This is a genomic window from Pseudomonas tohonis, from assembly GCF_012767755.2.
GTDB classification, from domain to species: Bacteria; Pseudomonadota; Gammaproteobacteria; order Pseudomonadales; family Pseudomonadaceae; genus Metapseudomonas; species Metapseudomonas tohonis.
Genome location: NZ_AP023189.1, coordinates 577,043 through 600,370 on the forward strand (window position 1 = coordinate 577,043; position 23,328 = coordinate 600,370).

At 66.9% G+C, this 23,328-nt stretch carries 18 protein-coding genes; 11 read left to right on the forward strand and 7 right to left on the reverse strand.

Annotated features, from left to right (window positions below; translation table 11 throughout):
* Position 1 precedes the first annotated feature (1 nt).
* The 5 genes from pyrR to gshB all read right to left on the reverse strand — a co-directional run bounded on the left by pyrR (position 2) and on the right by gshB (position 3,547).
* Positions 2–514, reverse strand: coding sequence for a bifunctional pyr operon transcriptional regulator/uracil phosphoribosyltransferase PyrR (gene pyrR / locus HSX14_RS02715; protein ID WP_173175058.1), 513 nt, complete (start codon positions 512–514; stop codon positions 2–4).
* Positions 515–526: 12 nt separating this feature from the next.
* Entirely contained in the window at positions 527–964 is a 438-nt protein-coding gene (ruvX, locus tag HSX14_RS02720; protein WP_373874685.1) for a Holliday junction resolvase RuvX, read from the reverse strand.
* A complete protein-coding gene (locus HSX14_RS02725; RefSeq protein ID WP_173175056.1) occupies positions 964–1,533 on the reverse strand; it encodes a YqgE/AlgH family protein in 570 nt (189 codons plus the stop codon). Before HSX14_RS02725 ends, ruvX begins: the two co-directional genes overlap by 1 nt.
* 61 nt (positions 1,534–1,594) lie before the next feature.
* Positions 1,595–2,488, reverse strand: coding sequence for an energy transducer TonB (locus HSX14_RS02730; RefSeq protein ID WP_173175054.1), 894 nt, complete (start codon positions 2,486–2,488; stop codon positions 1,595–1,597).
* Positions 2,489–2,575: 87 nt separating this feature from the next.
* Complete coding sequence (gene gshB / locus HSX14_RS02735) at positions 2,576–3,547, reverse strand: glutathione synthase (protein WP_173175052.1); 972 nt, start codon at positions 3,545–3,547, stop codon at positions 2,576–2,578.
* Positions 3,548–3,817: 270 nt separating this feature from the next.
* On the opposite strand from gshB, the gene pilG reads away from it, so the two are divergent.
* The 8 genes from pilG (at position 3,818) to HSX14_RS02775 (ending at position 17,833) form a co-directional block, all read left to right on the forward strand.
* The gene (gene pilG, locus HSX14_RS02740; RefSeq protein WP_021218373.1) at positions 3,818–4,225 is read left to right on the forward strand and encodes a twitching motility response regulator PilG; all 408 of its coding nucleotides are present in this window, start codon (positions 3,818–3,820) and stop codon (positions 4,223–4,225) included.
* Between the two features lie 48 nt (positions 4,226–4,273).
* Positions 4,274–4,639, forward strand: a complete 366-nt coding sequence (pilH, locus tag HSX14_RS02745; RefSeq protein WP_003458790.1) for a twitching motility response regulator PilH — start codon at positions 4,274–4,276, stop codon at positions 4,637–4,639.
* Positions 4,640–4,687: 48 nt separating this feature from the next.
* A complete protein-coding gene (locus HSX14_RS02750) occupies positions 4,688–5,224 on the forward strand; it encodes a chemotaxis protein CheW (protein ID WP_173175050.1) in 537 nt (178 codons plus the stop codon).
* A gap of 193 nt (positions 5,225–5,417) precedes the next feature.
* Entirely contained in the window at positions 5,418–7,466 is a 2,049-nt protein-coding gene (locus HSX14_RS02755) for a methyl-accepting chemotaxis protein (protein WP_173175048.1), read from the forward strand.
* Positions 7,467–7,528: 62 nt separating this feature from the next.
* Positions 7,529–8,389 (forward strand): CheR family methyltransferase, encoded by an 861-nt coding sequence (locus HSX14_RS02760; protein WP_111262621.1) that lies wholly within the window; start codon positions 7,529–7,531, stop codon positions 8,387–8,389.
* Between the two features lie 9 nt (positions 8,390–8,398).
* Positions 8,399–16,294, forward strand: a complete 7,896-nt coding sequence (locus tag HSX14_RS02765) for an Hpt domain-containing protein (protein WP_173175046.1) — start codon at positions 8,399–8,401, stop codon at positions 16,292–16,294.
* Positions 16,287–17,306, forward strand: coding sequence for a chemotaxis protein CheB (locus HSX14_RS02770; RefSeq protein ID WP_111262584.1), 1,020 nt, complete (start codon positions 16,287–16,289; stop codon positions 17,304–17,306). Before HSX14_RS02765 ends, HSX14_RS02770 begins: the two co-directional genes overlap by 8 nt.
* Positions 17,307–17,362: 56 nt before the next feature.
* Positions 17,363–17,833, forward strand: coding sequence for a chemotaxis protein CheW (locus tag HSX14_RS02775; protein ID WP_173175044.1), 471 nt, complete (start codon positions 17,363–17,365; stop codon positions 17,831–17,833).
* Between the two features lie 110 nt (positions 17,834–17,943).
* On the opposite strand, the gene HSX14_RS02780 is transcribed toward HSX14_RS02775, so the two are convergent.
* Positions 17,944–18,663, reverse strand: a complete 720-nt coding sequence (locus HSX14_RS02780) for a 16S rRNA (uracil(1498)-N(3))-methyltransferase (RefSeq protein ID WP_173175042.1) — start codon at positions 18,661–18,663, stop codon at positions 17,944–17,946.
* Between the two features lie 76 nt (positions 18,664–18,739).
* Positions 18,740–20,146: an adenosylmethionine--8-amino-7-oxononanoate transaminase gene (locus HSX14_RS02785; RefSeq protein WP_173175040.1), complete on the reverse strand. Its 1,407-nt coding sequence runs from the start codon at positions 20,144–20,146 to the stop codon at positions 18,740–18,742.
* Positions 20,147–20,315: 169 nt separating this feature from the next.
* Here HSX14_RS02785 and HSX14_RS02790 point away from each other — a divergent pair, with 169 nt between their 5' ends.
* The 3 genes from HSX14_RS02790 to HSX14_RS02800 all read left to right on the forward strand — a co-directional run bounded on the left by HSX14_RS02790 (position 20,316) and on the right by HSX14_RS02800 (position 23,170).
* Positions 20,316–21,794 carry a flavin monoamine oxidase family protein gene (locus HSX14_RS02790; protein ID WP_173175038.1) on the forward strand — a complete coding sequence of 493 codons (1,479 nt, stop codon included), beginning with the start codon at positions 20,316–20,318 and terminating at the stop codon, positions 21,792–21,794.
* A 218-nt stretch (positions 21,795–22,012) separates the two neighbouring features.
* Positions 22,013–22,567, forward strand: a complete 555-nt coding sequence (locus HSX14_RS02795; RefSeq protein WP_173175036.1) for a cytochrome b — start codon at positions 22,013–22,015, stop codon at positions 22,565–22,567.
* Positions 22,568–22,594: 27 nt separating this feature from the next.
* Positions 22,595–23,170, forward strand: coding sequence for a YceI family protein (locus HSX14_RS02800; RefSeq protein WP_021218384.1), 576 nt, complete (start codon positions 22,595–22,597; stop codon positions 23,168–23,170).
* The last annotated feature ends 158 nt before the right edge of the window (positions 23,171–23,328 follow it).

Genomic DNA, 23,328 nt, shown 5'->3' on the forward strand with positions numbered 1-23,328 from the left:
TTCAGGAAGCGGGGGTGAGGACCTGGCGCTCGAGGGCGAGCGGCGCGGGGCCGAGCAATTTTACCCGTTCATCGGCGGCGAGCGACAGGGTGGCGCCGACCACGTCCGGGCGGATCGGCAGCTCGCGGGCGTTCAGGTCCAGCAGGCTGACCAGGGTCACGCTGGCCGGGCGGCCGTAGTCGAACAGCTCGTTCATGGCGGCGCGCACGGTGCGGCCGCTCATCAGCACGTCGTCGATGAGGATGAGGTGCTGGCCTTCGATCTCGAACGGCAGCTCGGACGGGCGCACCTGCGGGTGCAGGCCGTTCTGGGTGAAGTCGTCGCGGTAGAAGGAGACGTCCAGGGTGCCCAGGGGCTCGTCGCTGCCCAGTTCCGCCAGCAGGGCCTGGGCGACCCAGACACCGCCGGTGCGGATGCCGATGAAACGGGGTGTGGCGATGCCGCGCGCGGCCAGGTGGGCGTTCAGCGCGCGGGCCATCTGCGGCAGCAGTTCGGCCGGGTTGGGCAGGGTCATGGGCGTTCCTCGCTATTCGTGTCCGGGGTGTTCCGCCAGCCAGCCTTCCAGCAGGAGGGCGGCGGCCAGGGCGTCGACGGGGTTCTCGCGGTAGCCGCCGCGTTGGCCCTGGGCGAGCCGCTGGCCCTTGGCTTCGAAGGTGGTCAGGCGTTCGTCATGGGTGAAGACCGGCAGGTTGAAGCGGCCGTTGAGGCGCCGCGCGAACTTCTGTGCGCGCTCGCTCATGTCGCTGGGGGTGCCGTCCATGTTCAGGGGCAGGCCGACGACGATGGCGTCCGGCTGCCATTCCTTGAGCAGGGCCTCGACCTTTTGCCAGTCCGGCACGCCGTTCTGCGCCTTGAGCACGCAGAGTTCACGGGCCTGGCCGGTGACGGCCTGGCCGACGGCGACGCCGATCTGCTTGGTGCCGTAGTCGAAACCCAGCAGCAGGCGAAGGGGCATGGTGGCCATCAGGCGTGCCCGGCCTGGGCGGTGAGCAGGTTGAGGTTGACGCCGAGGCGCGCCGCGGCAGCGGCCAGGCGCTGGTCGGCGGCGGTGTCGAAGAGGATGGCCGGGTCGGCGGGGCAGGTGAGCCAGGCGTTGTCGGCGAGCTCGGCTTCGAGCTGGCCGGCGTCCCAGCCCGCGTAGCCGAGGGTGATCAGGCTCTTTTCCGGGCCCTGGCCGTCGGCGATGGCGAAGAGCACGTCCTGGGAGGTGGAGAGCGCCAGTTCGCCCAGCTCCAGGGTGGCCTGGAAGCTCAGGCCGCTGGGGTGGAGGACGAAGCCGCGGTCGGTCTGCACCGGGCCGCCGGCATAGATCGGCAGGGCCTGGCAGCGGGCGGGCGGGTCGACGTCCGGGCGCAGCTGTTCGAGCACGTCGCTGAGGCTGAGGCCGTTGGGGCGATTGATCACCAGGCCCATGGCGCCTTGCTCGTTGTGTTCGACGAGGTAGGTGACGGTCTGGGCGAAGTTGGGATCGTCCATGTGCGGCATGGCGATCAGGAAATGGTGCTTGAGGTAGCTGGGCGCGGTGCTTTTCATGGGCGCTAGTTTCGACCTTCGCGCCGCAAGCTTCAAGGGCGGGTGAGCCCGCCCGGGCCTGTCAGTTGCTCGACAGGCGGTCGCCGCGCTCGAAGCGCCAGGTGCGGATGATTTCCAGGCGGTCGATATCGGCCAGATCGCCCGTGAAGGGGGCGAAGGGGGCGGCGAGGCGGACGATGCGCATGGCGGCCTGGTCCAGCACCGGCTGGCCGGATGACTCCAGGAGCTGCACTTCATAGAGGGTGCCGTCGCGGTTGATCGACACCAGCAGGCGCAGGCTGCCGTAGAGTCGCTGGCGACGGGCTTCCTCGGGGTAGTTGAGGTTGCCGACGCGTTCGATCTTCTTGCGCCAGTCGTCCTTGTACCAGGCCCCCTTGTCACGCATGGTCGAGGCCGCGTTGAGGCGGTGGATGCGCGGGCGCTTGGCATAGAGCTGGCGCTCCTGGGACAGCTCGGCCTCGAGGCTGGCGATCTCCGAGGACAGCTGGGTGCTGTCGAATACCGGCGCCGGGCGCGCCTCGGGCTCGGGCTTGGCTTCCTCGTGCTTGACCGGGGTCTTCTGCACCTTGGGCGCGGTGGTGGCGACGGCGGCCTTGGGGGCTTCCTGGCGTGCGGCCTGCTGCGGCGCGGCCGGTGGCGTGACCTTCTTGATCTCCTGGTCCTGGAACGGCGCCTGCTCGGTGGTCTTGGGCGTGTCCTTGTGCTCCAGGGTGCCGCTGCCCTGCTGGTTCATCTGCGCCAGGTAGTCGGCCTTCTCGGGCTTCTTGTCGCTCTTGAAGGTGGCGAGGGTGACTTCCAGCGTCTTGCTGATCTGGCTGGGGTCGGCAAAGGTGAAGCCGACCCCGAGGATGAAGGCGACGTGCAGGACGGCCGCGAGGAACAGGGTGAAACCCAGCCGGTCCGCCGGGCGCACGCCGGAGGACGGGAAGTCGGGAAAGTCAGCGGCTGCGTTCATCGCACATCGGGTCTGCTCAGGATGGCGCGCAGTCTGCCGAACTGGGGCGGCAGGCTGCAAGTTGCATGTCCAAAGCTGTTAGCTGCATCAAGCTTGGGGCTTGCGCCCGTTCGCGGAGAGCTTGCTGGCGATGGTGTCCATCAGTCGTTCGCCGATGCGCGTGTCGTAGGCGGCGTCGATCTCGCGGATGCAGGTCGGGCTGGTGACGTTGATCTCGGTGAGGCTGTCGCCGATCACGTCCAGTCCGACGAACAGCAGGCCCTTCTCGCGCAGGACGGGCCCTACGGTGGCGGCGATCTCGCGGTCGCGCTCGGACAGCGGGCGGGCCTCGCCGCGGCCACCGGCCGCCAGGTTGCCGCGGGTCTCGCCGGCGGCAGGGATGCGCGCCAGGCAGTAGGGCACCGGTTCACCGTCTATCATCAGGATGCGCTTGTCGCCGTCCTTGATCGCGGGCAGGTAGCGCTGCGCCATGATCTGCTCGGCGCCATGGCGGGTGAGGGTCTCGAGGATGACGGAAAGGTTCGGGTCCCCTTCGCGGTGACGAAAGATCATCGATCCGCCCATGCCATCAAGGGGTTTGAGAATGATGTCACGCTGCTCTTTCGCAAACTCGCGCAGAATATCAGCCCTGCGACTGACCAGTGTCGGTGGGGTCAGTTGAGGGAACAGGGTGGCGAAGAACTTCTCGTTGCAGTCGCGAAGGCTCTGCGGGCGATTCACCACCAGCACGCCGGCTCGTTCGGCCTGTTCCAGCAGGTAGGTCGAATAGACGAACTCGTTGTCGAAGGGCGGGTCCTTGCGCATCAGGATGACGTCCAGTTCGCTCAGCGGAGCGTCGCTCTCGTCTTCCAGCTCGTACCAGTGTTGCGGATCGGCGAACACCTTCAGCGGCCGCATGCGGGCGCGGGCCTCGCCGGCTTTCTGGTACAGGTCCTGCTGCTCCATATAGTAGAGGGACCATCCGCGGGCCTGGGCTGCCAGCAGCATGGCCAGGGAGCTGTCCTTCTTGAAGGAGATGTGCGCAATGGGGTCCATGACGATCCCGAGGCGAACGCTCATGGGTGTGTTCTCCGCGACTGGTAATAGATGAGGGGCGCTGGAGAATTCCAGGCCCGGTAACGAGGCGCTCAGGTTGGCGCTGGAGGTTGTCGCGGTCAAGGGAAACCTCGCCGTATGAACTAGGATTCCCGGAGGCTGGCGCTTTGTAGCTTGCGTCCGGAGAGTGTGCTAAAAAGGCCCGACGATTGGGTCGTAGCCCGTCGCTGACAGGGCCTCAGGCGCACTGAACTAAGCAAAATAACGACTCACCGAGGCGATGGTAGGGCGAACATGGAACAGCATTCCGAGGGTTTGAAGGTCATGGTGATCGACGATTCGAAAACGATTCGTCGCACCGCTGAAACTCTGCTGAAGAAGGTGGGTTGTGAAGTCATCACGGCCGTCGACGGTTTCGACGCGCTGGCAAAGATCGCCGACACCCACCCCAATATCATCTTCGTCGACATCATGATGCCGCGGCTCGATGGCTATCAGACCTGCGCCCTGATCAAAAACAACAGTGCTTTCAAGTCCACCCCGGTGATCATGCTGTCCTCCAAGGACGGCCTGTTCGACAAGGCCAAGGGTCGCATCGTCGGTTCCGATCAATACCTCACCAAGCCTTTCAGCAAGGAAGAGTTGCTCGGCGCGATCAAGACTCACGTGCCTGATTTCACCCCGGTGGAACAAGCCTCCTGAAGTCCGGCCTCCCATGGCCGGTGATGCCTTTCCGTATTGGGGACAAACATGGCTCGTATTCTGATTGTTGATGACTCGCCGACCGAGATGTACAAACTGACCGCCATGCTCGAGAAGCACGGCCATCAGGTACTCAAGGCCGAGAATGGCGCCGACGGCGTAGCCCTGGCACGCCAGGAAAAACCCGATGCCGTGCTGATGGACATCGTCATGCCCGGCCTCAACGGCTTCCAGGCCACGCGCCAGCTGACCAAGGACGCCGAGACCAGCCACATCCCGGTGATCATCGTCACCACCAAGGATCAGGAAACCGACAAGGTCTGGGGCAAACGCCAGGGCGCGAAGGATTACCTGACCAAGCCGATCGACGAAGACACCCTGCTGAAAACCCTCAATGCGGTGCTGGCCGGCTGATGCCGGCTCAGCCTGCTGATAACTAGAACAAAGAAGGCCCTGGCCGGCATGTCGGACGCGCAGACCCCTTTCCAGCTTCTCCTCGAGATCGACCAGCGTTGCCGTGCGCTGGCGGCGGGCCTTCCTGCGCAGCAGGAAACCGTGCAGACCTGGAGTGGCATCGGCTTCCGCATGGGCGAGCGCCTGTTTGTGGCGCCCATGGGTGAGGTCGGCGAAGTGCTTCACGAGCCGCGGCACACGCTGCTGCCGGGTGTGAAGACCTGGGTCAAGGGCGTGGCCAACGTGCGGGGCCGACTGCTGCCGATCATGGACCTGTGCGGCTTCTTCGGTGGCGAGCTGTCGCCCCTGCGCAAGCAGCGCCGGGTGCTGGTGGTGGATCACCAGGAGATATTCGCCGGCCTGATCGTCGACGAAGTCTTCGGCATGCAGCATTTCCCGGTGGATGCCTTCTCCGAGGAGCTGCCTCCGCTGGAAGCGTCCATCCAGCCGTTCATCCATGGCGTGTTCCAGCGTGAACAACCCTGGCTGGTGTTCAGCCCACACGTGCTGGCGCAGCACCAGGTGTTCCTCGACGTGGCGGTATAGCTTCATCCGCGCCAGGCTCAACGGCCTGGCGCGGCGGATCGTTACCGGGAGGGGCGATCCAGCGTGGCGGGGCGACTCCCCGTTGCGTTCGCGGCACCGATGGTGCCGCTGATTCAAGGTTGGGCCGGTTCATGCCGGCCCTTTGGCGTTACATGGAAATCGTTGTGTTGTTGGTCCAGGCGGGGGCCCGATAATGAAAAAACTTAACGCAGGCAATCTACTTGCGGGAACGCGCAGTAGTACGTTGATCGCGGGGCTCTTCGTAGTCCTGATCGTGTCCATCGTGCTGCTGTTCGCCAACTTCGCATACCTGAACACCCAGGCGAACTACGACAAGGAATACCTCGGTCACTCCGGTGAACTGCGCGTACTGTCCCAGCGTATTGCCAAGAACGCCACCGAAGCGGCGGCGGGCAAGGCGGAAGCCTTCGCCCTGTTGAAGGACGCCCGGAACGACTTCGAGAAGCGCTGGAACATCCTCCTCAACGGCGACGAGAGCACGGGGCTGCCGCCTGCTCCCGAAGGCGTCAAGGCCGAGATGGATGCGGTGCAGGCCGACTGGAACAGCCTGCGCCAGAACTCCGACGCCATCCTCGCCAGCGAGCAGACCGTTCTGTCCCTGCACCAGGTAGCCGCCACCCTGGCGGAAACCATTCCGCAGCTGCAGGTCGAGTACGAGGAAGTGGTCGACATCCTGCTGGAAAGCGGCGCGCCCGCCGACCAGGTCTCGGTCGCCCAGCGTCAGTCGCTGCTGGCCGAACGTATCCTCGGCTCGGTGAACAAGGTGCTTGCCGGTGACGAAGACTCCGTCCAGGCCGCCGACATGTTCGGCCGCGACGCCAGCCTCTTCGGTCGCGTACTGAACGCGATGCTGGAAGGCAACGCGGCGATGGAAATCTCCAAGGTGACCGACAACGAGGCCTTGGAGCGTCTGCAGGAAATTTCCGAGCTGTTCGAGTTCGTCTCCGGCTCCGTGGACGAAATCCTCGAAACCTCGCCCGAACTGTTCCAGGTCCGTGAATCCGCCAACACCATCTTCACCGGCTCGCAGACCCTGCTGGACAAGGCTTCCACCCTGGCCGGCGGCTTCGAGAAGCAGGCCGAAGGCCGTAGCTTCAACTCCCTCGCCGGTTACGTGCTGGGCGCCCTGGCCCTCGGCTCGATCATCCTGATCGGCCTGGTCATGGTTCAGACCACCCGCAGCCGACTGGCCGAGACCGCCGAGAAGAACGAACGCAACCAGGCGGCGATTCTGAGACTGCTCGACGAAATCGCCGACCTCGCGGACGGTGACCTGACGGTTGCCGCGACCGTGACCGAGGACTTCACCGGTGCGATCGCGGACTCGATCAACTACTCGATCGACCAGCTCCGCGACCTCGTGGAGACCATCAACCTGACCGCCGTGCAGGTAGCGGCGGCGGCCCAGGAAACCCAGGCCACCGCGATGCACCTCGCCGAAGCGTCCGAGCACCAGGCGCAGGAAATCGCCGGCGCCTCCGCGGCGATCAACGAGATGGCGGTGTCCATTGACCAGGTATCGGCGAACGCCTCGGAATCCTCTGCGGTAGCGGAACGTTCCGTAGCCATCGCCAACAAGGGCAACGAAGTGGTGCATAACACCATCACCGGCATGGATAACATCCGTGAGCAGATCCAGGACACCTCGAAGCGGATCAAACGCCTCGGTGAATCGTCCCAGGAGATCGGTGACATCGTTAGCCTGATCAACGACATTGCCGACCAGACCAACATCCTCGCACTGAACGCCGCGATCCAGGCGTCCATGGCCGGTGATGCGGGCCGCGGCTTCGCCGTGGTAGCGGACGAGGTACAGCGACTCGCGGAACGTTCCTCCGCCGCGACCAAGCAGATCGAGGCCCTGGTAAAGACCATTCAGACCGACACCAACGAAGCGGTTATCTCCATGGAGCAGACCACTTCCGAAGTGGTCCGTGGTGCTCGCCTGGCGCAGGACGCCGGTGTGGCACTGGAAGAGATCGAGAAGGTATCCAAGACCCTCGCGGCCCTTATCCAGAACATCTCCAACGCCGCTCGTCAGCAAGCCTCCTCGGCGGGCCATATCTCCAACACCATGAACGTGATCCAGGAGATCACCTCGCAGACCTCCGCAGGTACCACTGCTACCGCCAAGAGCATTGGTAACCTGGCCAAGATGGCCAGCGAGATGCGCAAATCGGTATCCGGCTTCAACCTGCCGGACGCTCCGGAACAGGCCTGACCAAGGGAGGTGCCGCGGCTTGAAGCCGCGGCGCAGCGGCCATGAGCGAGAGGCACGACAGCATGCAGCCAAGCGGCGTGTGGGCCTTGAAACCCCTGGCCGACATGACGCCCGCGCAGTTCCACGACTGGCAATCGCTGCTCGAGGAACGCACGGGCGTGGTGATCAACGAACAGCGTCGCTCCTTCCTGCAGACCAATCTCACTGCACGGATGCGCGAGCTGGGCATGGATGACTACAGCAGCTACTACCGGCAGGTCACCGATGGCCCGCGTGGTGCTGTCGAGTGGTCGACCCTGCTGGATCGCCTCACCGTTCAGGAAACCCGGTTCTTTCGCCACCGCCCCTCCTTCGACCTGCTCGACGCCTACCTGCGTGAGCGGGTCGCTGCGGGCCTGGAAAACCCGCTGGCGCTCTGGAGCGTCGGCTGTTCCAGCGGCGAGGAGCCCTATTCGCTGGCGATTGCCGCCGCCGAAGCGCTGCAGGGCAGCGACCGGCCGGAATTCTTCGGTGTGACCGGTACCGACATCAGCCTCAGCGCCCTCAACAAGGCGAGGCAGGGTGTCTTCGCCGCACGCCGCCTGGAACAGCTGGACGCTGACCAGGCCGAACGTTATTTCCAGGTCATGGACGATGGCCGCTTGAAAGTTGTTGAGAGCCTGGCCGCGCGCGTTTGCTGCGCCCGGCTCAATGTGCTGGAACTGGCGAAGGCGCCAATGTCCGGCATGGACGTAATCTTCTGTCAGAACCTGTTGATCTATTTTCGCCGCTGGCGTCGCCGTGAAATCCTCAATCGCCTGGCCGAGCGCCTGGCGCCGGGGGGCCTGATGGTGGTGGGCGTGGGCGAAGTAGTGGGTTGGCATCACCCGGACCTGGTTCCGGTCGCCGACGATCAGGTTCTGGCATTCACCCGGAAGGGATAGCAGACGGCTATGAGTGATCGGCACGATTATGTCGCCCTTGAGTGGGTCAAGGGCGAGATCGCGGAAACCCTGAAGCAGGCGCGACAGGCTCTGGAGGCGTTCGTCGAGAACACCCAGGATCCGACGCGCATGCGTTTCTGCCTGACCTACGTGCACCAGGTCCACGGCACCCTGCAGATGGTCGAGTTCTACGGCGCGGCCCTGCTCGCCGAGGAAATGGAGCAGCTCGCCCAGGCGCTGATGGAAGGCCGCGTGACCAACCAGGGCGAAGCCCTGGAAGTGCTGATGCAGGCCATCCTGCAACTGCCGGTCTACCTCGACCGCATCCAGAGCGCGCGCCGCGACCTGCCCATGGTGGTGCTGCCGCTGCTCAACGACCTGCGCGCCGCGCGCGGCGAGAAGCTGCTGTCGGAAACCAGCCTGTTCTCCCCGGACCTCTCCGGTCGCCTGCCCGCGCTGTCCATGGACGCCCTGGCGCAGATGCGCACCGCCGAGCTGCCGGTGCTGCTGCGCAAGCTGCGGCAGATGCTGCAGCTGGCCCTGGTCGGGATCATCCGCAACCAGGACCTGGCCACCAACCTCGGCTACATGGCGCGTGTCTTCGCCCGCCTCGAGTCCCTGTGCAAGGAGGCCCCGCTCGGCCCGCTCTGGCCCATCGCCTCCGGCATGGTCGAAGGCCTGGCCAACGGCAGCGTGGTGAACGGCACCTCCGTGCGCACCCTGCTGCGGCAGATCGACAAGGAACTCAAGCGCCTGCTCGACCAGGGCGCCGACGGCATCAACCAGCCGGCTCCCGAGGAGCTGGTGAAGAACCTGCTGTTCTACATCGCCAAGGCCCCTGCGCAGTCGCCGCGCATCCGCGCGCTGAAGGAGCAGTACCGCCTCGACGAAGCGCTGCCCGACACCGACGTGGTGGACGAGGAGCGTGCACGGCTCGCCGGCCCCGACCGCGATGCCATGCGCTCCGTCGTCGCCGCCCTGTGCGAGGAACTGGTGCGGGTCAAGGACAGCCTGGACATCTTCGTGCGCAGCGACCGTCGCGGCGTCACCGAGCTGGATGGCCTGCTGGCCCCGCTCAAGCAGATCGCCGATACCCTCGCCGTGCTCGGCTTCGGCCAGCCGCGCCGGGTGATCCTCGACCAGATCGACGTGGTCCACAGCCTCTCCCTCGGCCAGCGCGAGCCCAATGACGCCGTCCTCATGGACGTCGCCGGCGCGCTGCTGTACGTCGAAGCCACGCTCAACGGCATGGTCGGCCCGGCCGATGATGGCCGCGCCGAAGAAAGCCACCTGCCCACCACCGACGTGGCGCAGATCCACCAGTTGGTGATCAAGGAAGCGCGCAATGGCCTGGAGCAGGCCAAGGACGCGATCATCGAGTTCATCGCCTCGCAGTGGAACCACGAGCACCTGGCTCGCGTCCCCGAGCTGCTGACCCAGGTCCGTGGTGGCCTGGCGATGATTCCGCTGAGCCGCGCGGCGACCCTGCTGGAAGCCTGCAACCGCTACATCCAGGAACAGCTCCTGGCGCGCAAGGCCGTGCCCAACTGGCAGAGCCTGGACACCCTCGCCGACGCCATCACCAGCGTCGAGTACTACCTCGAACGCCTCTCCGAGGACCATGCGACCCAGGGCGACCTGATTCTCGACGTGGCCGAGGAAAGCCTGGAAGCCCTGGGCTACCCGCTCAAGGAAAAGCCCTCGATCCTCGATCGCATCGAGCCGGAAGAAGAGCCGCTGCCCCTGGCCGACCCGCTGCAGGAAATCGAAGTGCTGGCCGCCGAGGAATCGGAGCTGGCGGAGCCTCTGGACCTGGAGCCCCTGGAGCCGCACGAAGACGTGACGGTCGCGGCCGAGTTCGCCGAGCCGGTGGTCGCCGAAGAGGCGCCCCTGGCCAGCCTGGATGCGCTGCCGGAACTCGACCCCCTGCCCGAGCTGGAGCCGGTCGCCGCGTTCGAGCCCCAGCCCGTTGCCGCTTCGATCCCGGCCGCCGATGAGCTGCCGGACCTCGAACCCTTGCCCGAGCTGGATGCCCTGGATGAGCCCGCTGCACTGGGCGATCTGGAATCCCTGCCGGCCCTCGACGAGCTCACCCTCGAAGAGACGGCTGCCGATGCCGGCGAGCTGCTGGTCTCGGACGACAACTGGAACCTCGGCGAGCTGCCGGCCGAGGCGCCCGAGGTCATCGACTTCAGCCTCGACGTGCCGCTGGAACTGCATGCCGCCCAGGAGCCCCAGGACAGCCTGGAGCCCCTGCAGAGCTTCGACCTCGACGACCTGGAGCCGCTGCCGGACGCCACGCCGCTGGAAAGCCTCGAACCTCTCGAAGGTGAAGTCCTCAGCCTGGAGCCGCTGCCCGAGTCCTCCATGAGCTGGGATGACGTGGAGCTCGCCGGGCTCGACCTGCCGGAAGTCGAGCTGCCCGCCGCCCCCGTCGAGCAGCCGGCGCCCGTGGTCGAGGAAGACAAGCCGCTGTCCATGGCCGATGTCATGGCGGCGCCGACCCAGGCCATCAACCCGCCCGCCCGCGACGTGCCGCCCAGCCTGCTGCCGCCGCCCGCCGACGAAGAGCCGGTCGACGACGAACTGCTGGAAGTCTTCATCGAAGAGGCCGGCGAAGTCCTGGAGACCATCGGCGACTTCCTGCCCCAGTGGCTGGCCGACACCGAGAACAAGGACGCCCTGACCGAGATCCGCCGCGCCTTCCACACCCTCAAGGGCAGTGGTCGCATGGTGCGCGCGCTGGTCATCGGCGAACTGTCCTGGGCCATCGAGAACCTGCTTAACCGCGTGCTGGATCGCAGCATCCAGCCCGATGACGATGTCCGTGGCGTGATCCAGGACGTAGTCGCCCTGCTGCCGCAACTGGTGGACGAATTCGCCGCCAAGGCCCAGCGCCAACGCGACGATGTCGACCACCTCGCCGCCGAGGCCCATGCCCTGGCGAAGGGGCAGCGACTCCCAAAATCTGACGCCCCGGACTCAGCACAGCCAGTCGAGCCCGAGGGCGAGCCGGAAGCGCCGGTCGTCGAAGAGCCCGCCGTCGTCGCGCAAGCCTCCGTTGCCGTCGAAAGCGACGAGGAGCCGCTCGACCCGCAGTTGCTGGAGATCTTCCGCAACGAAGCCGAAACGCACCTGGACAGCCTGGTGGGCTTCCTCGCCGATTGCGCCCAGTCCCTGCCGCAGCCGGTGACCGACAGCCTCCAGCGCGCCCTGCACACCCTCAAGGGCAGTGCGCACATGGCGGGCATCCTGCCGATCGCCGAGATCGCCACGCCCCTGGAGAAGCTGGCCAAGGAATACAAGACCAACCTGGTGCAGATGGACCTGGCCGAGGCCGAGCTGCTGCGTGACGCCGAGCACCTGTTCCGTGCCGGCCTCGAACAGCTCGAGACCACGCCCCTGGTACGCATCCCCGGTACCGCCGAATTCCTCGAGCGCGTGCAGCAGCTGCACCTGGATCGCCTCGGCGCCGCCGAAGCGGCGCGCCTGGGCGAGCAGGGCGAGACGGTACGCGACCCGCAGCTGATCTCCATCTTCCTCGCCGAGGGCATGGACATCCTGCTGGACGCCGAGGACCTGCTGCGCCGCTGGCGCGAGCACCCGTCCGAGCGCCAGGAACTGGGCGCCCTGCTGGAAGAACTGAACACCCTCGGCCGTGGCGCCGAGATGGCCGAGCTGCCGCAGATCGAAGAGCTCTGCGAAGCCCTGCTGGACACCTATGGTGCGGTGGAAGAAGGCAGCCTCGCCGTCAGCGAGCGCTTCTTCGCCGAGGCCGAGCGTGCCCACGAGGCGCTGATCGGCATGATGGATCAGGTGGCCGCCGCCCTGCAGGTCACGCCCCAGCCCGAGCGCGTGCAGGCCCTGCGCGAGCTGCTGCAGGAGGTGGTCGACCCCGCCGCCCTGGCGCTGCTCGACCCCAAGCTGACCAGCGGCCTGACCGTTGAAGAGCTGGACGACGCCCCGCTGGCGGACCTGATCGACTGGAACGCCACCGACACCGAGCTGCCGCCCCTGGCCGAGCTGGTGGAAGAGCCGCCGGTGTTCGACGAGGTCTCCCTGCCCGAGCTGACCGGTGCCGGCCTGGAAGACGACCTGTCCGCCCCGCCTGCCGAGCCGGCTCCCGTGGTGGCGGATGTCGCCGCGCCCAGCGTCTACGAATCCCTCGACGAGGAGATGGTCGCCATCTTCCTCGAGGAGGCCGTGGACATCCTGGAAAGCGCCGGCCAGTCCCTCGACCGCTGGCTGGGCGAGCCCGACAACCACACCTCGCTGCTCTCGCTGCAGCGTGACCTGCACACCCTCAAGGGTGGTGCGCGCATGGCCGAGATCGCCCCGATCGGTGATCTCGCCCATGAGCTCGAATCCCTCTACGAAGGCCTGGTGGATCGCCGCTTCAGCTACTCGCCTGCGCTCGGCGGCCTGCTGCAGCAGAGCCACGACAGCCTCGCGGTACTGCTCGACCAGTTGCAGGCGCGCCTGCCCCTGGACGATCCCCAGCAACTGATCCAGGCCATCCGCACCTTTCGCCAGAACGGTGGGCTGAGCCTGTCTGCCGCAGCGGCCGTACTGCCGCCCGAGGACATCGAAGAGGTCGCCCTGGTCGAGGAGATCGATCTGGCCGGAGACGACGCCCCCGGCGCCGGGCCCGGCGAGAGCATCGTCATCGACGAAGAACAGCCGCCCCTGGCGCTGATCGGCGAAACTGACCCGCTGGACACCGTCGAGGCCCTGGAGGCCATCGAAACGGTGGTGGAGGATCTGCCGGCGCAAGCCGTGGCCGAACCGCTTGCCGAAGCGCCGCTGGATGTCGACCCCGAGCTGCACGTATTGCATGCCGAACCGGTGCACGACGACGAGCCCGAACTCGACCAATGGCTGCTGGACGAAGCGCTGGAAAGCACGCCCGCTGCCGCCGAAGCCGAAGCCGAAGCCGAGCCGGAAGCCGAACCGGAAGTCGAGCTGCAGGCCGAGCCGGAGGTGCTGGAGCTGGCCGATATCGAAGCGCCCGCTGCCATCGAGCCCGAGCCCGAGCTGGTGGCTGCCCCGGTGATCGAGCCGCCGCGCGCCGCCGAGCCCGCGACCAGTGCCTTCGACGATCGCGATCCGGAGCTGGTGGAGATCTTCCTCGAGGAAGGCTTCGACATCATCGACAGCGCCGGTGCCTCGCTGCAGCGCTGGATGGACGACGTCAACAACATCCTCGAAGTCGAAGCCCTGCAGCGCGACCTGCACACCCTCAAGGGTGGTGCGCGCATGGCCGAGATCCGCGAGATCGGCGACCTCGCCCATGAGCTGGAATTCCTCTACGAAGGCCTGTGCGGCGGGCGCCTGCGCGCCAGCCCCGGCCTGTTCACCCTGCTCCAGGCCTGCCATGACCGGCTCGCCGAAATGCTCGAGGCGGTGCGTGACAAGCGCGGCGTGCCCAGTGGCGACGCGCTGATCGAGGCGATCAAGCGTTTCCGCGCCAACCCGGACGAGCAGCTGAGCATGCCCTCCAGCGTGCACCTGCAGCCGGCCGCCCAGGTCGTCGAGGATGACGCGGGCGAGAGCGACGACATCCTCGACATCTTCCTCGAGGAGGCCGACGACCTGCTCGAGGCCATGGAGCGCACCATCGGCCGTTGGGAAGAGCGTCGCGAAGACGCTGCCCAGATCGACGAACTGCTGCGCCTGCTGCACACCCTCAAGGGGGGCGCGCGCCTGGCCGGGCAGAAGCGCCTGGGTGACCTCAGCCATGACCTCGAACAACACCTGACCGAGGCGCAGCAGCAAGGTGCGCCCTGGCCGGACAGCCTGTTCCTCGATGTGCAATCGGGCTTCGAAGGCCTGCAGGCCGAACTCGACCAGCTGCGCGAGCGTCTCGACGCCGTGCTGGCCGAAGAGGCCCAGGAGCCCGAGTCCACCGAGCCGGAACCGGCCGCCCAGGCGCCGGCGCCGAGCCTGGCCGCGCCCATAGTCGCCGCCAGTGCATTGCCGCAGGCGGTCGCCGAGCACAAGGTCCTGCCCTTCGTCCGCAAGGCCCAGGAAGCCGCCCAGGACGCCGCGTCCCGTCGCGCGCCCCAGGAGCTGGTCAAGGTCCCGGCGGACCTGCTGGAAGGCCTGGTCAACCTGGCCGGTGAGACTTCGATCTTCCGCGGTCGTGTCGAACAGCAGGTGAGCGACTTCAGCTTCACCCTGAGCGAGATGGAAGCCACCATCGAGCGGGTCCGCGACCAGCTGCGCCGCCTCGACACCGAGACCCAGGCGCAGATCCTCAGCCGCTACCAGGCCGAGGCCGAGCGTGCCGGCTACGAGGACTTCGACCCCCTGGAGATGGACCGCCACTCGCAGCTGCAGCAGCTTTCCCGTGCGCTGTTCGAGTCCGCGTCCGACTTGCTGGACCTCAAGGAAACCCTGGCGGCGCGTAACCGCGACGCCGAAACCCTGCTGCTGCAACAGGCACGGGTGAACACCGAGCTGCAGGAAGGCCTGATGCGCACGCGCATGGTGCCCTTCGACCGCCTGGTGCCGCGCCTGCGCCGGATCGTCCGCCAGGTGGCGAGCGAGCTGGGCAAGCAGGTCGAATTCGTCGTCGGCAACGCCGAGGGCGAGATGGACCGTACCGTGCTCGAACGCATCGTCGCGCCGCTGGAGCACATGCTGCGCAACGCCGTCGACCATGGCATCGAGCCGGCCGAGGTGCGCCGCGCCGCCGGCAAGTCCGAGGCTGGCACCATCCGCCTGACCCTCGGCCGCGAGGGCGGCGACATCGTCCTCGCCCTGGCCGATGACGGCGGCGGCATCCGCCTCGACGCCGTGCGCCGCAAGGCCATCGAGCGCGGGATGATGGACGCCGATTCCGACCTCTCCGACTACGACGTGCTGCAGTTCATCCTCGAGGCCGGTTTCTCCACCGCCGAGAAGGTCACGCAGATCTCCGGTCGTGGCGTGGGCATGGACGTGGTGCACTCCGAGGTGAAACAGCTCGGCGGCTCCATGAGCATCGACTCGACGCCGGGCGAGGGCACCCGCTTCCTCATCCGCCTGCCGTTCACCGTGTCGGTGAACCGTGCGCTGATGGTGCTTTCCGGCGAGGACCTCTACGCCATCCCGCTGAACACCATCGAAGGTATCGTGCGGGTCTCCCCGTACGAGCTGGAGGCCTACTACCAGCCGGACGCACCGCGCTTCGAATACGCCGGCCAGGCCTATGAACTGAAGTACCTGGGCGACCTGCTGAACAACGGCCAGCAGCCCAAGCTGGTGGGCCAGAGCCTGCCGCTGCCGGTGATCCTGGTGCGCTCCACCGATCACGCCGTGGCGGTCCAGGTGGACTCTCTGGCGGGCTCCCGCGAGATCGTGGTGAAGAGCCTCGGCCCGCAGTTCGCCGGGGTGCATGGCATCTCCGGCGCGACCATCCTCGGCGACGGCCGCGTGGTGGTGATCCTCGACCTGCTGGCGACCATCCGCGCCATGCACGCGCACCTGGTGCAGATGCTGCCGCGTTCCGCGACCCAGGCCGCGCTGCCGGCGGAGCTCGACCACGACCGTCCGCCGCTGGTGATGGTGGTGGACGACTCGGTCACCGTGCGCAAGGTCACCAGCCGCCTGCTGGAACGCAACGGCATGAACGTACTCACCGCCAAGGATGGGGTGGACGCGATCTCGCAACTGCAGGAGCACCGTCCGGACATCATGCTGCTGGACATCGAGATGCCGCGCATGGACGGTTTCGAGGTGGCCACCCTGGTGCGCCACGACGAGCGACTGAAGGACCTGCCGATCATCATGATCACCTCGCGTACCGGTGAGAAACACCGCGAGCGGGCCATGACCATCGGCGTCAACGACTACCTGGGCAAGCCGTACCAGGAGTCCCTGCTGCTTGAAACCATCCAGCGACTGGTCAAGGGAAATGACTGAGAAAACCTCTGCGCGTATCGCCGTCATCGCCGACACCTCGCTGCAGCGCCATGTGCTGCAGCAGGCGCTGGCGGGCAACGGCTACCAGGTGGTGCTCAACAGCGATCCGGCCCGGCTGGACGAGGAAACCCTGAGCGCCTGTGAAGTGGACCTCTGGCTGGTGGACCTGGCGCAGTCGGATGACTCGCCCCTGGTCGACAACCTGATGGAGCGCGCCAGCGCACCGGTGCTGTTCGGCGAGGGGCACGCCCCCGAGCGGCATTCGGAGAACTACCCACGCTGGGAGCGCCGCCTGTTCGGCAAGCTCAAGCGCCTGGTCGGCGACCCGGCGGTGGCCGTCGGCCCCAGCCTCGAGGCACTGCTCGCCGAGGCCCAGCGCCCGGCGCGCCTGGACCTGCCCCGGGCCCTGGCCGACACGCCCCTGGTGGCGGGCGAGCCGGCGCGCCAGGTGTGGCTGCTGGCCGCCTCCCTCGGTGGCCCGGCGGCGGTGAAGGCATTCCTCGATGCCCTGCCCGGTGGCCTGCCCATCGGCTTCATCTACGCCCAGCACATCGACCCGACCTTCGAGACGGCGCTGCCCCAGGCCGTCGGCCGTCACAGCCAGTGGCCGGTCAACCTGGCCCGTCCCGGTGATGCGGTACGCGCCGGTGAAGTGGTGGTGGTGCCGATCAGCCACGAACTCAGCTTCGCCGAAGGCGGCGCCATGCAAGTCGGCGATCGCCCCTGGCCGGAGCCCTACAGTCCGTCCATCGACCAGGTGATGCTCAACCTCGCCCAGCACTACGGTGCCCAGTGCGGCGTCATCGCCTTCAGCGGCATGGGCAGCGACGGCAGTGCCGCCGCCGCCTACGTGCGCCGCCAGGGCGCGCCGATCTGGACCCAGCGCGGCGACAGCTGCGCCTGCGCGAGCATGCCCGACAGCCTGCGCGAGGGCGGCTACAGCACGTTCAGCGCCGACCCCCGCGAACTGGCCCAGGCGCTGGTGAACCACCTGGCGGAGCAGTGCGCCTGAGCCCATGGGGCTGCGGGCGGTTGCGCCAGGAATGAAGAATCGTTGAAGGAAGAACCATGAGCCAAGCCGTCGCCAACCAGAACAGCGCCAACAGCCTCACCGGCCTGCTGGTGCCGCTGTCCGATCGCACCCTGCTGGTGCCCAACGTGGCGGTGGCCGAGCTGATCCCCTATCGCGCGCCGCAGGTGTCGGCGGGCATGCCGGCCTGGTTCCTCGGCCAGGTGGCCTGGCGCGACCTGCGCCTGCCGCTGCTGTCCTTCGAAGCCGCCTCCGACGGCCAGCCCCAGGTCGGCGCCGGTGCCCGCGTGGTGGTGCTCAACGCCCTCGGCGGGCGCGGCCACGTGAAATTCATCGCCCTGCTGGTGCAGGGCATCCCGCGCTCGCTCAAGGTCGACTCCGACCTGCCCCGCGCCGCCGTGCCCCTGGCTCCCCTGGAGCTGGACGCCGTGCAACTGGGTGATGACGTCGCCCGCATCCCCGACCTGATCGCACTCGAGCAGATGCTCGAAGATGCGGGCATCATCTAGCTGGAAGCTGGAAGCTGGAAGCTGGAAGCTGGAAGCTGGAAGCTGGAAGCTGGAAGCGGAGGCTGGTGCCTTGGCTTTTGCTTCCAGCTTCAAGCTAAAAACGCTTCCAGCTAAAAGTCTCCCCACAACTGCTGCGCCACGCTCAGCGCCACCACCGGCGCTGTCTCCGTCCTCAATACCCTGGGTCCCAGGCGTGCCGAATGGAAGCCGGCGGCTTGTGCCTGGGCGACTTCGGCGTCGCTGAGGCCGCCTTCGGGGCCGATGAGGAAGGCCAGGGTCTGCGGCTTGGCGTGGCTGGCCAGGGGCTCGGCGACCGGGTGCAGCACCAGCTTGAGGTCGGCCCGGGCCTGGACGAGCCAGTCGGCGAGGGTGATGGGCGCATGGATCACCGGCAGCACGGAGCGGCCGCACTGCTCGCAGGCGCTGATCGCCACCTGGCGCCAGTGGGCCAGGCGCTTGTCGGCGCGCTCGTCCTTCAGCCGTACTTCGCAGCGCTCGCTGACGATGGGGGTGATTTCGGCGGCGCCCAGCTCAGTGGCCTTCTGGATCGCCCAGTCCATGCGCTCGCCCCGCGACAGCCCCTGGCCCAGGTGCACCCGTAGCGGCGACTCGGCCTGGCCGGTGAAGGCCTCGCGCAACTCGACGCTCACGGTCTTCTTGCCCACTTCGACCAGCTCGCCCAGGTACTCCTGGCCGGAACCGTCGAACAGCTGCACGGCATCGCCCACGGCGAGGCGCAGCACGCGCCCGATGTAGTGGGCCTGGGCTTCGGGCAGCGCATGCTGGCCGAGGGAAAGAGGGGCGTCGATGAAGAAGCGGGAGAGGCGCATAAGGAAGCTGGAAGCCTGAAGCTGAAAGCCGGAAGTCTACCTGTGCGGTGCTTCCAGCTTCCAGCTTCCGGCTGCGTCAGCCAGGATCCCTGTGGTTCGGATGCAGGTCGCTGGCGACGCTGACGCTCACCGAGTCGCGGGTGGCGATGTCGATGCCTTCGCTGGCCACTTCGGCGAGGAAGTCGATCTGCTCGGGGGTGATCACGTAGGGCGGGAGGAAGTACACGACGTTGCCCAGCGGGCGCAGCAGGGCGCCGCGTTCCAGGGCGTGCTGGAAGACCTTGAGGCCACGTCGCTCCTGCCAGGGGTAGGGCGCGCGGCTGGCCTTGTCCTGGACCATCTCGATGGCCAGCACCATGCCGGTCTGGCGCACTTCGGCGACGTGCGGATGGTCGACGAGGTGGGCGGTGGATTGCGCCATGCGCACCGACAGCGCGCGATTGGCCTCGATCACCTTGTCCTGCTCGAAGATGTCCAGGGTCGCCAGGGCGGCGGCGCAGGCCAGCGGGTTGCCGGTGTAGGTGTGCGAGTGGAGGAAGGCGCGCAGGGTCTGGTAGTCGTCGTAGAAGCCCTGGTAGATGGCCTCGCTGGTGAGCACCGCCGCCATCGGCAGGTAGCCGCCGGTCAGGGCCTTGGACAGGCAGAGGAAGTCCGGCGCGATACCGGCCTGCTCGCAGGCGAACATGGTGCCGGTGCGGCCGAAGCCGACGGCGATCTCGTCGTGGATCAGGTGCACGCCGTAGCGGTCGCAGGCCTCGCGCAGCAGCTTGAGGTAGACCGGGTGGTACATGCGCATGCCGCCGGCGCCCTGGATCAGCGGCTCGACGATCACCGCGGCCACCTCCGCGTGGTGTTCGGCGAGGGTGCGCTCCATGTGGGCGAACATGTTGCGCGAGTGCTCTTCCCAGCACATGCCTTCGGGGCGCAGGTAGCAATCGGGGCTGGGCACCTTGAGGGTGTCCATCAGCAGCGACTTGTAGGTCTCGGTGAACAGCGCCACGTCGCCCACGGACATCGCGGCGATGGTCTCGCCGTGGTAGCTGTTGGTCAGGGTGACGAAGCGCTTCTTGCCTTCGCGGCCCTGGTTGCGCCAGAAGTGGTAGCTCATCTTCAGCGCCACCTCGATGCCCGAGGAGCCGTTGTCGGCGTAGAAGACGCGGTCCAGGCCCGGGGGCGTGATCTTCACCAGGCGCTCGGACAGTTCGATCACCGGCTGATGGCTGAAGCCTGCGAGGATCACGTGCTCGAGCTGGTCGACCTGGTCCTTGATGCGCTGGTTGATGCGCGGGTTGGCGTGGCCGAAGACGTTGACCCACCAGGAGCTGACCGCGTCGAGGTAGCGCTTGCCCTCGAAGTCTTCCAGCCAGACACCCTCGCCACGGCGGATCGGCACCACCGGCAGGCGTTCGTGGTCCTTCATCTGGGTGCAGGGATGCCAGAGCACGGCGAGGTCGCGCTGCATCCAGTCGGCGTTTTGGCCCATGGGGTGGTCTCCGGAAAGGGTCGGGGAAGACTATGCAATAGGGGTGAGATGGACAAGCGCGCCGCGCCGGCACAATGACGGGCGCCGACGGGCATCTCTGGTGGCTGCCGGGTGCCTGGCGTATCCTGCGCGCCATCCAAGAAACACGACCATTCCTCGGGGGGAATCCATGTCTGCTGCCTGGCTGCGCACCTGCGCGCTGATTCTGTTGGGAGTGCTCAGTGCGGTTGCGCAGGGCAAGGAAAAGCAACCGGCCGCCATCGTGGTCGGTGGTGGCATGGCCGGCCTCACCGCCGCCTACGAACTGCAGCAGCAGGGCTGGCAGGTGACCCTGCTGGAGGCCAAGCCGAGCATCGGCGGGCGCTCGGGCCTGGCCAGCACCGAGTGGATCGGCTCCGGCAAGCTGCAGCCGACCCTGCATGCCTACCTCAAGGACTTCAAGCTGGCGACCGTGGCCGCGCCTGACTACGTGCGCACCCCCGGCTACCTGATCGCCGGTCGCTATTTCAACGAGGCCGACCTGCTCAAGGAAGCACCCACCACGATCGAGGGGCTCAAGCGCTTCGACAAGAGCCTGGACGACCTCGCGGCCTCCATCGAGGACCCGCTGCAGCCGCTGGTCAACACCACCCTGAAGACCCTCGACTCCATCAGCGTGGCGCGCTGGCTGGACAAGCTGGCGCTGCCGCCGACCGCCCGCGCGCTGGTGGACCAGCGCATCCGCTCGCGCTACGACGAGCCTTCGCGCCTGTCGCTGCTCTACCTCGCCCAGCAGGGCCGGGTCTATCGCGGCCTGCCGGAAGGCGACCTGCGCGCCGCCCGCCTGCCTGGCGGCAGTGCGGCCCTGGCCCAGGCGTTCGCCAAGAAGATCAAGACCATCAAGACCAACGCGCGGGTCTCCGCCATCGTCCAGGACAAGGACAGCGTCACCGTGAAAGTGGGCGGCGCCGGCTACAGCGCCGACTACGTGGTGCTCGCCGTGCCGCTGCCGGCCCTGGACAAGATCAGCCTGACGCCGTCCCTGTCGGCCCTTCAGCTGCGCTCGCTGAAGGACATCAACTACGGCTGGCGCGACCAGATGCTGCTCAAGTTCAAGAAGCCCGTGTGGGGCAAGTCGCGCCTCTCCGGCGAGGTCTACAGCGACCAGGGCCTGGGCATGATGTGGGTCGAGCCCGCGCTCAAGGGCGGCGCCAACCTGCTGGTCAACATTTCCGGTGACAACGCCCGCCTGCTGCAGGCCTTCGGCGATCGGCAGATGGTCGACCAGGTGCTGATCCGCTTCGACAAGCTGTTCCCCGGCGCCCGCGAGCAGTTCTCCGGCTACGAGCTGCGCCGCTACGGCAAGGACTCCCTGGTGGGCGGTGCCTACCTGGCCTACGGCCCCGGCGAGATCAGCCTCTACTGGCGCATGTGGGAGAAGCCCCTGGGCCGGGTGATCTTCGCCGGCGAGCACACCGATGCGCTGTATCCGGGCACCCTCGAAGGCGCCCTGCGCAGCGGCCAGCGCGCCGCCGGCCAGGCCCGCGACCTGTTCGCCGGCAAGACGCTGGAGCCGGTCGAGCAGGTCGCCGTCGCCACGCCCGAGGCGCCGGCCAAGGCCGAAGCCAAGGACGAGAAGAAGGGCTTCTTCTCCCGCCTGTTCAACTGACGCGGACGCGGGCGCAACGCCCGTGACCTCCAGTCGCCTCCCGGGTGCCGTTCGCGCACCCGGGATCGAACTTCCCGCTCGTCACCCCGCCTAATTCGCGCTTAGCGCCGTTCGTTATATCTATCGTTTTACTCGATATTTCAAAGCGACATTTTCTACTTTTATTCGATATTTTTGCCGCTAGGCTTGGTCAATCCGATTTTCAAGGAACCCTCCTGATGCAGTGGCGCAATACCTCCAACCGCTTCGGCCTCGTCAGCATCGTCCTGCACTGGGGCGTCGCCCTGGTCGTCTTCGGCCTGTTCGGCCTGGGGCTGTGGATGGTCGGCCTCGACTACTACAGCGGCTGGTACAAGACCGCCCCGGACATCCACAAGGGCATCGGCATCCTGCTGTTCCTGGTGATGCTCGCGCGGGTCGGCTGGCGCTTCGTCAGCCCGCCGCCGCCGGCCCTGCCCAACCACGACCGCCTGACCCGCCTGGGCTCCAAGCTCGGTCACCTGGCGCTCTACCTGGGCCTGTTCGCCATCATGGTCTCGGGCTACCTGATCTCCACCGCCGACGGTCGTGGCATCGCCGTCTTCGGCCTGTTCGAGGTGCCGGCCACCCTGACCAGCATCCCCGACCAGGAAGACGTCGCCGGCGCCATTCACGAGTACCTCGCCTGGGGCCTGGTGATCTTCGCCGGCATCCATGCGCTCGCTGCGCTCAAGCACCACTTCATCGATCGCGACGCCACCCTGACCCGCATGTTCGGGCGCGCCGCCAAATAAGCTGCACCCTCACAAGGAGAAATACCGATGCTGAAGAAATCCATCGCCGCGCTGACCCTCGGTGCCGCCCTGTTCGCCGGCCAGGCCATGGCCGCCGACTACGCCATCGACAAGCAAGGCCAGCACGCCTTCGTCAACTTCAAGATCAGCCACCTGGGCTACAGCTGGCTGTACGGCACCTTCAAGGACTTCGACGGCTCCTTCAGCTTCGACGCCAAGGCGCCGGAAGCGAGCAAGATCAAGGTCACCCTGCAGACCGCCAGCGTCGACACCAACCACGCCGAGCGCGACAAGCACATCAAGAGCGGCGACTTCCTCAACGTGAGCAAGAACCCGACCGCGACCTTCGAGTCCACCGGCGTGAAATCCACCGGCAACGGCACCGCCGACGTGACCGGCAACCTGACCCTGAACGGCGTGACCAAGCCGGTCGTGGTCAAGGCCAAGTTCATCGGTGAAGGCGATGACCCGTGGGGCGGCTACCGCGCCGGCTTCGAAGGCACCACCACCCTGAAGCTGAAGGACTTCGACATCCAGAAGGACCTCGGCCCGGCTTCCCAGGAAGTCGAGCTGATCATCTCCTTCGAGGGTGTGCGCAAGTAAGACGGCGCGGATGACGAAGAACGCCGGCCGATGCCGGCGTTTTTCATTTCCGGCCCAAGGCCCCGCCGCGTCGGACCCGCCCAGGCCCCGGAAGTCGGGGCGGCAGGGGCACAAATGAAAACGCCGGCCCCGGGGCCGGCGTTTCCAATGGCGTTGCA